Annotated in this window: 9 protein-coding genes and 1 pseudogene; 4 read left to right on the forward strand and 6 right to left on the reverse strand. The window is 64.0% G+C overall.

The window, feature by feature from the left end:
* Window positions 1-56 precede the first annotated feature (56 nt).
* The 3 genes and pseudogenes from AB0873_RS29890 to AB0873_RS29900 form a co-directional block, all read right to left on the reverse strand.
* Entirely contained in the window at window positions 57-317 is a 261-nt protein-coding gene (locus tag AB0873_RS29890) for a helicase associated domain-containing protein (protein ID WP_366603923.1), read from the reverse strand.
* Entirely contained in the window at window positions 314-772 is a 459-nt protein-coding gene (locus AB0873_RS29895; protein ID WP_366603925.1) for a helicase-related protein, read from the reverse strand. Before AB0873_RS29895 ends, AB0873_RS29890 begins: the two co-directional genes overlap by 4 nt.
* Window positions 718-1,002, reverse strand: a pseudogene (locus AB0873_RS29900) (CocE/NonD family hydrolase); the annotation flags it as partial. The pseudogene AB0873_RS29900 and the gene AB0873_RS29895, both read right to left, overlap by 55 nt.
* Before the next feature lie 639 nt (window positions 1,003-1,641).
* On the opposite strand from AB0873_RS29900, the gene AB0873_RS29905 reads away from it, so the two are divergent.
* From AB0873_RS29905 to AB0873_RS29920, 4 genes are all read left to right on the forward strand, one after another.
* Window positions 1,642-5,037, forward strand: a complete 3,396-nt coding sequence (locus AB0873_RS29905; protein ID WP_366603927.1) for a LamG domain-containing protein — start codon at window positions 1,642-1,644, stop codon at window positions 5,035-5,037.
* Between the two features lie 45 nt (window positions 5,038-5,082).
* Window positions 5,083-11,928: a polymorphic toxin-type HINT domain-containing protein gene (locus AB0873_RS29910; RefSeq protein ID WP_366603928.1), complete on the forward strand. Its 6,846-nt coding sequence runs from the start codon at window positions 5,083-5,085 to the stop codon at window positions 11,926-11,928.
* 8 nt (window positions 11,929-11,936) lie between these two features.
* On the forward strand, window positions 11,937-12,470 hold the full coding sequence (locus tag AB0873_RS29915; protein WP_366603930.1) for a hypothetical protein: 534 nt from the start codon (window positions 11,937-11,939) through the stop codon (window positions 12,468-12,470).
* Between the two features lie 298 nt (window positions 12,471-12,768).
* Window positions 12,769-13,326, forward strand: a complete 558-nt coding sequence (locus AB0873_RS29920; RefSeq protein ID WP_366603932.1) for an RICIN domain-containing protein — start codon at window positions 12,769-12,771, stop codon at window positions 13,324-13,326.
* A 49-nt stretch (window positions 13,327-13,375) separates the two neighbouring features.
* Here the strand turns inward: AB0873_RS29920 and AB0873_RS29925 are convergent, their stop codons facing one another.
* From AB0873_RS29925 to AB0873_RS29935, 3 genes are all read right to left on the reverse strand, one after another.
* On the reverse strand, window positions 13,376-14,155 hold the full coding sequence (locus tag AB0873_RS29925; protein WP_366603934.1) for a transposase family protein: 780 nt from the start codon (window positions 14,153-14,155) through the stop codon (window positions 13,376-13,378).
* A 304-nt stretch (window positions 14,156-14,459) separates the two neighbouring features.
* Window positions 14,460-15,953, reverse strand: coding sequence for a phospholipid carrier-dependent glycosyltransferase (locus AB0873_RS29930; protein ID WP_366603938.1), 1,494 nt, complete (start codon window positions 15,951-15,953; stop codon window positions 14,460-14,462).
* Window positions 15,954-16,218: 265 nt separating this feature from the next.
* A partial coding sequence (locus AB0873_RS29935; protein ID WP_366603936.1) for a hypothetical protein occupies window positions 16,219-16,403 on the reverse strand: 185 nt, incomplete at its 5' end.

Raw genomic sequence — 16,403 nt, forward strand, 5'->3', positions numbered from 1 at the left:
CAACCGATCCAACTCCGCCGCCCACGCATCGACCTCCGCCACCGCCACGGCAGACATCATGCACTACACGGCATCCACAACTGCCGTTGCAGTACTAGCCAGCTGCCCAGCCGGAAGCCGCCGGGCGCAACGTAGTCGTCCTTCGGATGCAGGTGACCGTGCTCCGACGTGTGCTGGGCGGCGGCCACGTACCCCGCCGCCCACAGCCCCTCGCGGACGTCCCACACCATGCCCAGCTCGTCGAGAGCCGCAACTCGATGCCGCGAGAGCCGGTCCTTGGCGCAGGTGACCCGCTGCGTGTTGATCCACGCTCTCAAGGGCAGGCCTTGCGGGTGACCCACCGCTGCGGCACTAGCAGGTGCCCGTTGCTCTCGTCGGTAGTGGTGCCGCAGCCGCAGATCGTCGAGAGCCGTAGCGGCGCGGGTATCGTGCGCTCGTAGGGCCCGCAAGACCTCCCAGACGCCGGCGTACGGCGTTCGGGGTTCATCAGGTCTGTTTCTTGGGCTGGGTTGGCGAACACCGGCAGGATGATCGTGGCGGTCTTGTCCGGCTGGTCGGCCCTGCGCAAGGCCCGTCCGACGGCCTGAATGGCGTCGATGGCCGAGCCACGGGGACCGACGAAGACGACCGCGTCGACGGCGGGCATGTCGATGCCCTCGCTGAGTAGACGAGCGTTGACCAGGACGGTGACTTGGTCGTGGTCGCTGCGCATCCGCTGTAGGACTTCCCGGCACCGGGCCGGTGGGTGGCGGCGAACAGGTGCGTCGCCCACAGGGCCTGCGTGTCGCGGCCGACGCGCGGGCGGCGTGCAGACAGTCGCGGCGAAGTGCCTGGCGCGGGCGACCCGACTTTGAAAGGTGATGATCCGGTGAAGCCCACACTGGTCAACCGCGCGCAGTTCGCCACACCCTGAATGGACACGATCGTCCGCAGCCCCGGCGCACCGGTCGACGCGGCCATGAGCGGCAGGCTGCCTTCGTGGGACTTGCCGGTCATCGCCATGTTGCCAGTAGACCAGTCGGCGGTGACCTCGCTGCCGGAGCCGAGCCGATTAGGCGTTGTCTGCGGAAGCCGCGGACGATCAGAAAATTTGGACCCGCGCTCGCAGCCGCAACCCGGGTACCTACCGGGGCGCGTTCCAGCGTCACTCTTACGAACGGACCTGCAGGGGTGGCAAACGTCTGTCGACGCCGGCCGGCGACGCACCGAGTTTACAAACCCCGCGGGTGTCCCGCCGGGATGTTCTCCTACAAGCACCCTCTCCGTCGCGTCTCGTCATCGTGCAGCCGAATTGCGCCGTGAGTCGACGGCACTGATCTGCGGTGGGCCGGCCCTGGCGAAGTGTGGGCTGGCCCCGCTGTCTCATGCCCTTGCTGAATGAACACTTGCGGTGGGGTGGTGCGACCTCGTCGTACCAGATTGAGGGCGCGGTGCCGAGGTCGACACGCTTCCCCGGCATACAGGTCATTCATTCATCGTGGGCTTTAGGCAGAAGTTGCAGCTCACCGATACCCGTAGGGCGTTGCTATTGCCCTGACATCGCATCGACGTCCTGGTGACAGCGCCGCATAGAACGATGACACTTGCGTAGTCGTCGATCGGGGGGAAGTGGGGATGGTTGGCGGTATGGGCCCTCGGTTCATGTGGTCGCGGGTGTTGTGTTTGGTTGTGGTGGGCGTGCTGGTCGGGGCTGGTGGTGTGGGGCCGTCGGTTGCGGGGGTGGCGGGGCATAATCTGACGCATTACAAGCCTGATGTAGGCACTCTGGACGAGCCGTGGTTGGCTGCGGCTGCCCGTGAGGCGCGCCGTTCTGGCCGTCTGGTTGAGGTTTCGAGGCTGCGGACGGAGACGCAGGAGGTGCACGCGAAGCCGTCTGGTTCGTTTGTGGCGACGGTGCGGAGCAAACCTGTCCGCGCTAAGCGGGCCGACGGAAGTTGGGGTGAAATCGATACCAGGCTTCGTCGCGGTTCCGACGGTGGCGTAGCCCCGACCAACGTTCCTATGAGGCTTCGCTTTTCTGGTGGTGGCGCTGGTCCGTTGGTGACGGCGGAGCGTGATGGCAAGGCGTTCGCCTGGTCCTGGCCGCGATCGTTGCCGAAACCGGTGCTGAAGGGTGACACGGCCACATATCGCGATGTGCTCGCTGGGGTGGATTTGACGGTGAAGGCGACTGCCGATGGCTTCGTCCCCAAGCTGGTGGTGCGTTCGCGGGCCGCGGCCGAGAATCCGGTGTTGCGACGGATCCAGCTTCCGATGCAGGCTCGTGGATTGAGTTTCCGGGCCGCGGGCGGCGGTGTTACGGCGCTCGATGAGGGTGGGGTGCCGGTCGTTGCTGTCACGGCTGCGCAGACACAGAGCGCCGACGGAACTTTGCGTCCGGTGAGTCTCGACGTGAACCAGGACGCAGTGATCTTGATGCCGGAGGCTGCAGTCTTGACAGGTACGAGCACTGTGTTTCCGTTGGCTGTGGGGACCAGTGTCACGGTCTGGCAGTCGAACTGGTCGATGATTAATAAGACGCACCCGGATCAGTCGTACTGGGCGTATGATCGAAATGACTATGCCAAGGTAGGATACGTCAGTGAGAACGGCATCCATACGTATCGGTCGATGTGGGTGTTTGGGACTTCGGCCTTTCGTGGAAAGCATATCCTGAACGCCTTTTTTAAGGGTGATCTGAAGCATTCGTATCAGTGTACGGACACTCCGACGGACCTGCATCTGGTGCCGCCGTTTCGTCCCGAGACGACCTGGAGTAATCACGCACATCTGTGGACGGACTATCTGGGCAGCTCGTCGAGTAACGCGTGCGGTTTCTCGGGACCTAAGTATGTGGAGTGGGTGAGTGCGGCTCTGACGGATCGGGTGCGGCAGGCGGCTGCTGGTTGGCCGGATATTACGTTGGGGTTGCGGGCGCCGAATGAGGGCGTGATTAATGATCAGTGGAAGAAGTTTGTTCCTGAGTCGTTCGCGTTGAGTGTTGAGTACAACACGTATCCGGATGCGTTGACGGCTATGACGGTGGAGCATAAGCCGTGTTTGAGGGGGCCTCGGCGGCCGTGGTTGGGCACTGTGACGCCGACGCTGCGGGCGCGTGTCGCCGACCAGGACGGTGATGTGCTCAGTGGCTTCTTCGGGTTTCAGGAGATGTTCCCGGGTGGCGGTCTGGGTGGTGAGGTCACGTATCGGCAGGACGGTTTGGCGTCTGGGAGTGTCGCGCAGTGGCGGGCTGTCTCGCCGCATCTGTCACATGGCAGGTCGTATCAGTGGTACGGCAGCACTATTGATGAGCACGGCGCGTGGTCTTCGGCCTCGCCGATTTGTGAATTTTCGTTGGACGTGGTGCCGCCTGATAAGGCGCCGACGGTGGCGTCGGCGGATGGCGTCTATCCCGAGGGTGGTATTGGTGGCGGCCCAGGGGTGAGCGGCTGGTTCACATTCGGTTCGAATGGTGTGTCCGACAACGGTGTGAACGATGTGGTGGGCTATCAGTTCGGCTTGTCCGGCGCCGGGAAGACGGTGTATGCGACGGGTCTGGGACGCAGCGCCTCGGTGCGCGTCACCCCACCCGCGGTGGGTGCCTACACGTTGACGGTGAGGTCGATCGATCGGGCGAACAACCCTTCCACGGTGTCTGCTCAGTACCGGTTCACGGTGGCGTCGCAGCAGCCGGCGGGCGGCACGGTTGCCCGGTGGTCGATGGATGACAAGTCCGGCAACGAGCTGGTCGATACCTCGGGCGGGCACTCGGCAACGTTGAGCGGCGCGCCGACGTTGGGGATCCCGGGCAGGACGTTGCTCGAGGATGACACTGCCGTGCGGTTTGACGGCGTGGGGCAGAGTGCCGCTACGGCCGGACCGGTGGTGGACACCCGGCGCAGTTTCAGTGTCTCCGCCTGGGTGCGCCTACCTGCCAGGCCGTCTCAAAATGTGACTGCCATAGCGCAGAGCGGAGAGCGGGCCAGCCTGTTTTTGCTGCAGTATCGCAAGGACAAGGACCGGTGGGCGTTTCGGGTGTTTGGGTCGGACAGTGACAATCCGGTGGAGGCGAGCGTTCTGTCCGGGGCGGCTCCGCAGGTCGGCGATGTCTGGACTCATCTCGTGGGCACTTATGACACGGCTACGCAGGAGCTGAAGCTGTATGTCAACGGGAATTTGGAGGGTACGGCGCGCAGTCCGATCGCACGCTATTCGCCCGGCCCCTTGACCATCGGTAAGGCGAAGTTCCGTGGTGGGGACGTGGACTTCTGGCCAGGTGACATTGACGATGTGCGGGTGTGGCAGCGGGTCATTAGCCCCAACAACCAGAACGAAATTGACAGGATGGTCAACGGGCTCGCGCTGCGTTCTCAGTGGGATTTCGCCGAAAGGACCGATGCGGTTACCCGGGACTTGACCGGCCGCGGCAACGATATTCGGCTGTATCAGGGTGCTGGTTGGGGCAGTGGCCGGCCGGAGCGTCCGGAAAATCCCATGGATGATGGCAGCCTGCGTTTGGACGGGGTTGATGACTTCGCGGGTTCGTTGGCCGGCGGCGCGGTTCGGACTGATCAAAGCTTCTCGGTGGCGGCGTGGGTGCGGCTTAACAGCAAGTCAGCGAGTGTGACGGCGGTTAGTCAGGCTGCGACGGCTGGCGGGCAGGCGGCTGCTTTTGAGTTGCGGTACGACCGTGTCGCGGATCAGTGGGCGTTCGCGGTGAGCGGGTCAGATTCGTCGAGTCCTGTGTGGTTCACCGCGCGGTCTAAGGGGAGCACTGCTCCCGGCGATGTGATCCGGCCGACCGTCGGGGTGTGGACGCATGTTGTTGGTGTGTACAACGCGGGTGACCAGACGGTGACTCTGTATGTGAACGGTGTTCCTCAGGAAACGGCGGCTCGCGGGTCCGGGGTGTGGAACGCGACCGGCGCGTTGACGTTGGGGCGAACCTTGTCGCGGGGTGTTCCGGCTGGGTATTGGCCTGGCGAGATTGATGATGTGCGGGTGTTTCAGGGTGTGGCGTATGCGGATGACGCTCTTTTCTATTACCACCAGCCGTAGTTGACCGTCGTTGACGTCTGTTTGTGTGGCCTGGGGAGGCTTGTGATGAGGGTTGTTGCGGCGGTGGAATCGACGCGGCGGCGGAGGCGTGTGGTCTCGGCGGGGTTGGCTGTGGTGTTGGCGGCCTCGGTGGCGCAGTTCGCCGGGTCGCCGGCGGCGGCGAAGCCGCGTCCGGTGGGGGCCGAGGGGCAGCGGTTCGCGTCGGTGTCGGGGCGGGATGCGAAGCCGGTGCGGTATGCGCCGGATCCGTTGGCGAAGCGGATGATTCGGTCATCTCCGGCGGCTGCGGTGTGGCCGGCGGCGGCCGCCGCGGTGGTGGATGTGGCGGCTGAGAGTGGGGCTGCTTCGGGTTCTTCTGCGGCGGTGCGGGTGGGTTCGTTGCCGGTGACGGTGACGGCGGCCGGTGAGAAGGTGTCGGGGCCGCGGCGGGTGCGGGTGGAGGTTCTGGATCAGGCGAAGTCGCCGGGTGGCGGGCGGCCGAAAGTGTGGTTGCGGCTGGCTCGGGCGGACGGCGGCGCGGGGGCCGGGTCGGTGCGCCTGTCGGTGAAGACCGGCGCGTTCCGGCACGCGGCGGGTGGTGACTGGGTGAACCGGTTGCGGTTTGTGGCGTATCCGTCGTGTGTGTTGTCCACACCGGATCGGCGGGAGTGCCGTGGTCGTCCGGTTGCCTCCACCGTCGGTGGTGGTGTGGTGTCGGCCCGGGTGAGTGTGGCGGGTTGGGATGAGTCGGCCGCGCGGCGGGGGACGGGCTCTGCGGCTGGTTCGTTGTTTGCGGTGGAGGCTGGCCCGTCGGGTCCGACGGGCAGTTTCGAGGCGACGACGGTGTCGCCTGCGGGCAGCTGGCAGGCGGGGGGATCGTCGGGGGATTTCAACTGGTCGCATCCGTTGCGGGTGCCGCCGTCGTCTGGTGGTCCGAGCCCGGATATGGCGTTGGCGTATTCAGCGCAGAGCGTGGATGGGCGCACGGCGGCGGTGAACAACCAGCCGAGTTGGATTGGTGAGGGCTGGGAGTTTACCCCGGGTGGGGCGATTGAACGCCGGTACAAGTCCTGCGCTGAGGACATGGGTAATGGTGCGAACAACACGACGAAGACCGGTGACTTGTGTTGGGCGGGTCATAACGCGTCGTTGACGTTGAACGGTCGCACCGTTGAGTTGATCTACGATACGCAGAAGCAGGTGTACCGTCCGAAGAACGAGGACGGCGCGCGTATCGAGCTGCTGTCGGACACGTCGCTTGGTAACACTGACCGTGATGGGCAGTACTGGAAGGTCACCACGGCTGATGGTACGCAGTATTTCTTTGGCCGGAACCGGGCTGATGGGGCGAAGTCGACGTGGACGGTTCCGGTTTACGGTAACCACAGTGGGGAGCCGTGTTACAACGCGGCGTTCGCGAGTTCGGGGTGTGAGCGGGCGTGGCGGTGGAATCTGGATTATGTCGTGGACCCGCGGGGGAACACGATGTCGTACTGGTATCAGCGGGAGACGAACCAGTACGCGCGGGAAGGCGACCCGACGAAGCTGACGGAGTATGTCCGTGGTGGTTGGCTGGAGCGTATCGACTACGGCACGCGGGACGGTGTGACGGGGTCGGCGCCGGCTCGGGTGCTGTTCGACACCGCTGACCGGTGTGTCCCGAACACGAACTGCGACATCTCGAACAAGGATAACTGGCGGAATTGGCCGGACACGCCGTGGGATTTGCGGTGCACGAGTAGCCCGTGTAACACGGCATCGCCGTCGTTCTGGACGCAGAAGCGGCTGGCGAAGGTGCGCACCCAGGTGCTGCGCGAGACGCGGGTTGGGGTGTGGGAGCACAAGGATGTGGACTCGTGGACGCTGCGGCACGGGTATCCGGACCCGCAGGACACGACCCGGCCGGGTTTGTGGCTGGAGGGTGTGCAGCACACCGGGCATGTGACGCAGGCCGGCGCCGACGGGCCGGTGTCGGTGCCGGAAGTGACGTTCTCGGGTGAGCAGCGACCGAACCGGGTTGATCACGCGTTTGCTCCGGATGGCGCCCCGCCGATGAATTGGTTCCGGATCAATTCGATCCGTAATGGCACCGGCGGTGAGATCAGCGTGCAGTACTCCCAGCCGGATTGTGTGCGCGACGTGCGGATGCCGAACAAGGATCAGCTGCAGGACAATATGCTTCGCTGTTATCCGGTGAAGTGGACGCCGGACGGCGCAACGGTGCCGGCGGATGACTATTTCCACAAGTACGTGGTCGAGAAGGTGTTCGAGATTGACCACACCGGTGGGGCACCGCGGGCGGTTACCGAGTACAAGTACCTCGACGCAGATGGCGAGGGTGACGGGGGGGCGTGGCACTGGTCGGACAGTGACGGCACCATCCCGGCGAAGTATCAGACGTGGTCGCAGTGGCGCGGCTACCAACGGGTTCAGGTGTTGCGCGGTGACCCGGCGGTGGGGGAGCAGTCCCTGGTGGAGTACCGCTACTTCCGGGGGATGAACGGCGACAAGATGCCGGTTGGGACCCGGTCGGCGCAGGTGACGGATTCGCAGAGCGGGACGGTCAACGACGATCCGGCGTACGCGGGGATGCTGCGGGAGGAGATCCGCTACGCCAAACCGGAGGCCGATCCCACGAAGCTGCGGGAGTTGAGCGGCACGCTCAATGACGTGTGGCAGTCGAGGGTCGCGACGGCGACCCGGACGGTGGACGGCCGCACCGCGCAGGCCCGCTTCGCGAAGATCAGCGCAGTGCACACCCGCACCACCCTCGATGGCGGCCGGAATCCTCGGGTGACCAGCACGGTGAACACCTTCGATGAAGTGACGGGTTTGCCGACGCGGGTGCATGACCGGGGTGAGGCGGGCACGACCGCGGACGACCGGTGCACGCACACCGAGTACGCGTCGAACACGGGCGCCCACCTGATCGCCTATGTGAAGCGCACCTACACCTACGCCCTGCCCTGTGGCACGGACCCGACGAACGCCGCCCAGGTCGTTGAGGACCAGCGGACCCTCTATGACGGGCAGGAGTACGGGGCCGCGCCGACGAAGGGCCTGGTGACCGGCACCCAGAAAGCCAACAAGTGGCCCACCGCGGAAACGGATTACGTAACCGTCGCGAGCAGCGAGCACGACCAGCACGGTCGCATCACGAAGGTCACCGACGCGAACGGTAAAACGACAACGACCGCCTACACGGCGGCGCAGGGCCCGGTCACGCAGAAGAAGACCACCAACGCCCTAGGGCACGAGACGGTGGAGGTGCTCGATCCGGCGTGGGCATTGACCACCGCGACCATCGACGCTAACGGCCGTCGTGCCGATTTGAACTACGACGCGCTGGGCCGGTTGACGGACGTGTGGAAGCCCGGACGTAGTAAGGGCAGCGCTTCGCCGCATTTCCAGTTCGGGTACAAGGTGGTGTCGGACGCTCCGGTGGTGGTGGCCAGTTCCACCCTCGCGCCCACCGGTGAGAACCGGATCGTGTCCGGGGTGCTCTACGACGGGTTCCTACGTCCCCGCCAGACACAGGCCCCGTCACCGGGCGCTGACGGCGGGCGGATCATCACCGACACCTTCTACGACACCGCCGGCCGGGCGTCGAAGACTTACCACGCGTACTACAACAAGTACGCGTCCAGTGACGTGTTGTACCTGGTCACCAACCCGCAAGAAGTGCCGGGCAAGACCCGCATTCTGTATGACGGCGCCGGCCGGGAAATCGCGTCGATCTTCCTGACCGGGGACAACGTCGAGAAATGGCGCACCACCACCGCTTACGGCGGTGACCGGGTCGATGTCACCCCACCCCAGGGAGGCACCGCCACCAGCACGGTCACCGACGCCCGCGGTCGGATGGTACAGCTGCGGCAGTATCACGGTCCGCAGCCCACGCCGACGAACCCGGCCAGCTACGACGCCACCACCTACACCTACCAGCGTCACGACAAACTCGCGTCGGTCACCGGACCGTCCGGGGCGACGTGGACCTACGAATACGACCTGCGCGGCCGCCAGACTAAGTCCGACGACCCGGACAAGGGCGTGACGACCTCCACCTACGACAACGCGAACCAGCTGATAACCACCACCGATGCTCGTGGTGTCACCCTGCACCACAGCTACGACGATGGAGGCCGCAAGACCGCGCTGCGCAAGGACAACGCCACCGGTGACCTGCGGGCGAAGTGGACCTACGACACGGTGTCCAAGGGGCAGCTCACCTCGGCCACCCGCTACGACGACGACGACAACGCCTACACCAGCCAGGTTGTCAGCTACGACCTGAACGACCAGCCGGCCCAAACGATGATCACCATCCCGGCCAGCGAGACCGGCCTGGCCGGCACCTACCACTTCCAGAGCACCCAAGCCCACGACGGCAGCCTGCTGGCCCAACAGTTCCCCGCAGTCGGTGACCTGAACTCCGAAACCATCGGCTACCGGTATGACGCCCTCGGCCGGCTGCAGTACATGTCCACCAAGTACGGCGCGGGCGAGACCAAGGACCTCATCACCAACACCCAGTACAACAACCTGGGCGACGTCAGCGTCCTCACCTACTCCGGTAACAATTCCTTCGGACCGCAGTACAACGTCGGCTACGACTACGACGGGTCGACTCGACGGCTCACCTCCGCCTGGCGCAAGGCCATCGCCGACGGCACCAACCGGTCGGTGATGGACTACACCTACGACAACGCCGGCAACATCACCAAGATCGCCGACAAAACCGCTGACGGCAAAACGGTCGACCGGCAGTGCTTCCGCTACGACCACCTGCGCCGGCTGACCGCAGCATTCACCTCCGACGCGATTGAATGCCCGACCCCGACCACGGCCCCCCTGGCCGGTCCCGCCCCCTACTGGCACTCCTACCAATACGACAAGGCCGGTAACCGCACCACCAAAATCGAACACAACGCCGCCGGTGACGTCACCACCACCTACACCCACGACGCCACCAAACCCCACGCCGTCGACACCCAGCAGGTCATCCGCAACGGACAAACCCAAACCGCCGGCTACCGCTACGACGCCACCGGCAACACTCAAGAACGACCCGGCACGAACGGCACCGACAAACTCACCTGGGACCCCGAAGGACGCGTCGCGTCCGTCACCACCGGCGACGGGAAAACCACCACCTACCGATACGACGCCAACGGCAACCGGCTCACCAGCCGCGACACCACCGGCGCCACCCTGCACCTACCCGGCATGGACGTGCGCTACACCACCAGCACGGCCACGAAAACCGCCGTCCGCTACCTCACCCACGGCGGGAAAACCATCGCGCAACGCGCAGCCAACGGCCTGACCTGGCTCGTCTCCGACCACCACGGCACCACCCTCTACGCCGTCAACCCCACCACCCAAGCCGTCACCGCCCGCCGGCAAACCCCCTTCGGGGAACCCCGCGGCACCACCAGCACCTGGGTCAACCCACGCGGATTCGTCGGCGGCACCATCGACCCCACCGGCACCATCCACCTCGGCGCCCGCGAATACGACCCCACCAGCGGCCGGTTCCTCTCCGTCGACCCCGTCATAGACCCCACCACCCCACAACTACTCAACGCCTACTCCTACGCCAACAACAGCCCCATCACCCACAGCGACCCCACCGGCCTGTTCTGCGACGGCTGCACCACCCCCGACAACCCCGACTCCTGCTGGGGCCCCAACCCCGGCTCACACTGCGCCGGCGGCCCCACCAGCCTCAAACCCTCCAACAACAACGGCAACGGCAACGGCAACGGCAAATACTGCGGCTGCAGCAGCACTTCCAACAAGCGGGTCGCCGACGCCGACTACAAAAAAGCCCAGGAAATTAAGAAAACCCGCAAGATCGACGTCTTCCTCAAGATCATCGGCGAGGAAATCCGTGAGTTCGTTGGCCTCAACGACCTAGAAAATTGCCTTCAAGCCGACCTCTGGTCCTGCGGCTCACTCATCCTCAACGCCATCCCCTGGTACAAGATCGCAAAAGGCGTCAAACTCATCGCTGGCATCGCCCGCGCCGTCGACGCCGTCATCGACTTCGCAAAACAGAGCAAGTGGGCCGACGACATCATCCGCCAAGCCGACAACTGCATCAGTAACAGCTTCACCCCCGACACACCCGTCCTCATGGCCGACGGCACCCGCAAACCCATCAAGGACGTCAAAGTCGGCGACCACGTCATCGCCACCGACCCCGAAACCGGCCGCACCGAAAAGAAGCGCGTCACCCGAACCATCACCGGCGCCGGCAACAAATCACTCATCAAGGTGACCGTCGACAGCGACGGCGCCAATCGCAACAAGCCGGCCACTATCACCGCCACCGACGGCCACCCCTTTTGGGTAGCCAACACCAACAACTGGACTACCGCCGCCAACCTAAATCCCGGCGATCAGCTCCTCACCCCCGACGGCACCCGCCACACCGTCATCGCAATCGTCGCCTACAACGCACCAGCCACAGTCCACAACCTCACCGTCGACGACATCCACACCTACTACGTGGACGCCGGTGAGACGCCGGTCCTAGTGCACAATTGCAATGGCGCGACGATCGATCTTACTTACAAACCCGGGTGGACAGCCGCGCAAATTGCCGAAGCGGACGCCAAGGTCGCTGCGCTAAATAGTGCACATCCCCTAGTTGTCACCCCCGCTAAACGCGGTGGCACCTCCGCTGCAGACGTTTGGCGGCGCGCGGGTAACCCAGCTCGCAAGGGTGCTGACATTGATCACAAAGTCGATCTGCAGCTAGGCGGGGCAGACGATATTACGAATATGTGGACGCTTGATTCATCGGTGAATAGAAGCCTGGGGGCCCAGATCAGCGCCCAGATCAGAAGTCAAGGTTTGCAGCCGGGTGCGCTAGTCTGTAGGGTCACCATTCGGGCGCGTTGTTAGGACTGAGTATGAGTGATCCAGCCTTCGAGGGCAGCTACGTCGCGGTCACCGGTGCGGGTATGTGTGGGCTGTGGCAAGCGGAGCACTTCGAGCACGTGACCAGCTTGAACGCATGGGAGGATGAGGTATCGGAAGACGAGGCGCTCGCATCTCACGTCCGCAAAGGTGCCTTTGTTCCACTCAATGTGGGAGGTGATGGATGCTTCCGGGTGACCATCCGCGAAGGCGGACGGAACGCGAGGGAGAAGCGTTACACCCTCGTGTCGTCGGATCCATATCTTCTGGTTTCGCGCGGTACCCTCATGCTGGGAGGGCTGGAGAATGTTGGATCATACATTGGTGGAGCGCAGCAAATTGCCTTCCCCGCCGGGCGGCACCTGGTAAAGGTGCATCTCCTCGACTGGAAAGCCGAACCCGGATCTGTGGGCGCGGATGGCAGCCCGACAGGGATTGCGTTGCCCGATTTTCTTGTGGAAATTCACCCTGAGCCAGATGGGTTCGTTGCTTTCCGGTCCACTGTCCGGACCTTCGAACGGTCGTAGTGGACCCGTGCATTGGGGCCAGCCGCCGGGTTGGCCCCAATGACGGTATGGGGCGGCTGCCGTAGGTGTAGTCGGGCAAAGAGTAATAGCCCAGCAACTGGTGAGACCCATTGTGCCGTCGATATCAAGAACGAACCAGACTACGCTTCGCTTCGGTCGGGATCTAATAGCGACCATGAGGCCTGAGTGTATTAGATTGCGAGAGTCGGCTTCTTTGAGCGGCATTGTGCTCAATCTGAATCAGGGTGTTAGGGCCGGTCTCTGTCGACTGATCAAAAGCTTTGAAAGGAGTATTTGAGTGAAGTCAAGCAGGCGGGCGTTCGTGACTGCTTTAGCTGTAGGTATTTGCACTTTGCTGGCGCCCTCTCTATCTGGTGCGACTGCGGCGGAGTCGGCCGAGACTGCAATGCAAACACCCCTAGAGGGGCCATACCTGATTGTCAGTGGCCATTCTGAGCGACGCTGCCTGGATGCGGACGTCGATACATTATGGTATAATGGCGGAGTTGTACACCTGTGGGGATGCACGCCGCACAGTGACAACCAATGGTGGTATTTCCAGGCCGTCGAAGGACAATCGGATGTCTATTACATCGTTAATGCGCGCAGCGGTAAGCTGTTGGACGCCGATCTTAACACGATTGGAAATAACGGTTCTGTAGTGCATTTGTGGGAGCGCGTGGACGGCAACACTAACCAGTGGTGGCGAATGATAGAAACGGGCGGAACCAAGGTCATTCAGAACGTACGTTCAGGCCAGGTCTTAGATGCCGACCTCGGTGCTATCGGTCGCGACGGAACCCGAGTGCAGCTATGGGTAAGGCTTGACGGGGCCAACCAGAAATGGGAGGCCTAAGGGACGTCTCGTAACTCGGTGAAGGTGTTGCCTGGCGCCGGACTGGCCGTCAGCCGGCGAGGGCGATGTTGTGGAGGTGGGCGACGCCGGAAGCGGTGTCGGTCAATGTGCGGGCGGCGCGGCGGTAGTCGCGCAGGATTTTCCAGCACTTCATTCTGGCCAAGGCGTGTTCGACCTGGGCACGCACGGTGCGGTGCTGCCTGTTCAGGTCGGCCCTCCAGTCGGGTAGTTCCGTGCCGTCGGAGGGCTTGCGGTACGGGATGATCACTTCGGGGTTGCCGCGGTAGCCGCCGTCGGCCATGACCGGCCGTCCGTTCAGCTTCTGGTCGATCCCTGAGGTGCGGTAGACGATGGTGTCGTTGCGGTTGCCGGGTTGCGGGTCGCCGAGGGCGATGACCAGGCGGGTGCTGGCGTCGATGGCGACCTGCAGGTTGGTGGAGTAGCGGTAGTTCTTGCTCGGCACGGCCAGGCGGTGGTCCCGAGTCGGTATCAGGGTGCCGTCGACGATGGCGATCTGATCGACCGGCCGCCGGCGCACAGGTGCGAGGGCCAACAGCGGTGCGAGGGTGTCGATGACCCGGTGGGCGGCGGAGCGCGAGACGCCGAACAGCGGGCCGATCTGGCGCATCGTCAGGTTGGTACGCCAGTACGCGGCCACCAGCAGCACCCGGTCCGCCAGGTTCAGGGCCCACTGCCGGCCCGGACAACCGTCAGCGATCGCGTCCCCGCCTCGCTCGACAACCAAGCGGACCAGCCGCCGGAACTGGGTCGGCTGCAGAGCGGTGAACGGGAAGATCAGCTCCGGGCGGGCTGCGGAGATCACCTGCACCCAGGCATCCTCGGCGAACCCGCACCATCACCCGCACCGGCACAACCCACCCGCGAAACCGCGTACCTGACCATCTCGCAGCCCGCCACCGACGCGCACCCCGACGACCTGCAGCACTGGGCGGGACTGTCCGGATCTTTGTGTGTGAGGCGGTGATCGCCTTGTCAGTTTCCGGTGATGCGCTCGCCGTAGAACATGGCGAGGGAGTTCCGGGCCTGCTTCCAGCCGCCGGTCTTGCCGGTGACGTTAGCCCGGTTCGGCCGCGGCCTGCGAATGACCAGGTAGAGTAGAGAACGGCTTTTTGTCATATCCAGCGCGAACCGAGCCACATCCGTGCCTGCCACTCGGCATACGTGATCGGGTCGCCCACATAGACGGGATAGAAATAGGCGAAGTTGGCTGATACTAACAATACGTGACCAGCGGCTAATATGAGCCCGACCGCCGCAGATCCGGCAAGAGGCGGCATTGGAACCGAACCTCTTGCCATGCACTTCCCACGGAACGGGCTCCCGATGAATACGCCGAGCACATAAACGACCGCGAGGATGAGGAATGGCTCTGCTGGGGCGGCATAGAAGTAGAACATGGTGCGGCCGTCGAGAGCGTAAGCAAACCAGGGCACAAAGCCCGTCAAGGCACCCAGCCCGATAGCGGAGGCGCGCCAATCTCGACGCACGATGCAGAACCATGCCAACGCGCCCAACGCCGGGATGAAGGACCACCAGAGCAGTGGAGTGCCGAGCAGGAGAACTTCGACGGAGCAGGTGGGCGCGTCGCAGGGCCCAGTGCTGTTGTAGTAGGCGAATACTACTGGCCGGCCTAACAACAACCACTGCCAGGGCCAAGACTGATAGGGGTGGTCCTTATCCAAAGCGGTGTGGAAATGCAGCGCCGCCTCGTGGTAATGCAACAGATTCGTCAGCGCACCGAAGACTGGCAGCTCGGTCCGCCCCTGGGAGGCGAGCCAGTGCCTGTCCCACCCGTGATCCGTGGCGAACCAGCCAGTCCAGCTCGCCAGATAGACCGCCACGATCACCAATCCGAATAGGGCAACCCAGCTGGTTTCGCGGAGCATCGTGTCACGCCAGCGCCGGGCCAGACCGGCACTCTTGCGTGCTCCCACTTCCCACAGAAAGATGAGCGCCACGAACAGAAGGATGTACCAGAGCGCACTCCACTTGACCGCCATCGCGCATCCGGTCATCGCCCCTGCGGCAAGCCGCCACCACGGCACACCCAGTGACGGTCGGCCAGCCCACCCCGACGCCGCAGGATCGAAGCCCCCTTCCAGGGCACGTAGCCACCGCAGGCGGCGCTGGTCGCGATCCAGGACCAAGCAGGTGAACGCGGCGAGGACAAACAGCAGCAGGAAAATGTCCAGCAAGGCCGCGCGGGACAGGACGAGCTGGAACCCATCGAACGCCATCAGCAGTCCCGCCGCGCAGCCGAGGACTGTTGAGCGGAACAACCGCCGCGCGAGCCGGGTGACGAGAAGAACAGCGAGAGTCCCGGCTATTACCGCCGAAATCCGCCAACCCACCTCGTTGTAACCGAGGATCTCCTGGCCAAGACCGATCAGCCACTTGCCTAGCGGTGGATGCACCACGAACGCGGCCCGGTCCACCTTGTCATCCCACTCGACGCCGTGCCGCAGCAGATTCCGAGCATCGACCGCATAGTAGACCTCATCGAAAATCTGGCCCTTCGGATGATCGAGCCCGACCAGCCTGACGACAGCCGCGATCGCGACGATGACGCCCGTCGCCAGCCACGACCGCAATCCATCCTGAGGCATCGGCGGGGCCAGCCGCCTGCGCGTTATGTCCGGCACCCTGACCGGCCTTGTGAGGGGTTGCAAAACGGACTCATCTATCACGGCCGAAGGCACGCCTGCGATCCTAGCCTCCCTCCCACAGGGCTTTGACGTCCACAAGGCTGCTGCCCGGAAAGCCTGCCTTGGTGTCCCTCATTGGAGAGGATTCGACTTCGGCCTCGCTGGTCTGCACAGATGCCGCCTCACTCCGGCGCGGCAGACTACCTCAGACCGAATTCGCCGTGGCTCACAGCGCGCCTTGGATAATCAGGGCGCGATGAAGAATGCGCACATGTCGTCTGCCCGACTGGCTATGCCCAGACCGCGCCACGCCGCCGTAACCATTCAGCAGGTTCCTGAGTTGCAGTGATTTGATCTTGTTGGCGGTTTGGCGCATCCTGGCCGTCGTGTCCGACTCGCCGTCCGTTGTGG

Source organism: Micromonospora sp. NPDC047707 (assembly GCF_040704235.1).
Lineage (GTDB): Bacteria > Actinomycetota > Actinomycetes > Mycobacteriales > Micromonosporaceae > Micromonospora.

Bases quoted from the DNA above. Each gene is read 5' to 3' on its own strand.
- AB0873_RS29905 (WP_366603927.1), top strand. From the start codon at position 1,642: ATGTGGTCGCGGGTGTTGTGTTTGGTTGTGGTGGGCGTGCTGGTCGGG.
- AB0873_RS29930 (WP_366603938.1), bottom strand. From the start codon at position 15,953: ATGCCTCAGGATGGATTGCGGTCGTGGCTGGCGACGGGCGTCATCGTC.
- AB0873_RS29910 (WP_366603928.1), top strand. From the start codon at position 5,083: ATGAGGGTTGTTGCGGCGGTGGAATCGACGCGGCGGCGGAGGCGTGTG.
- AB0873_RS29915 (WP_366603930.1), top strand. From the start codon at position 11,937: ATGAGTGATCCAGCCTTCGAGGGCAGCTACGTCGCGGTCACCGGTGCG.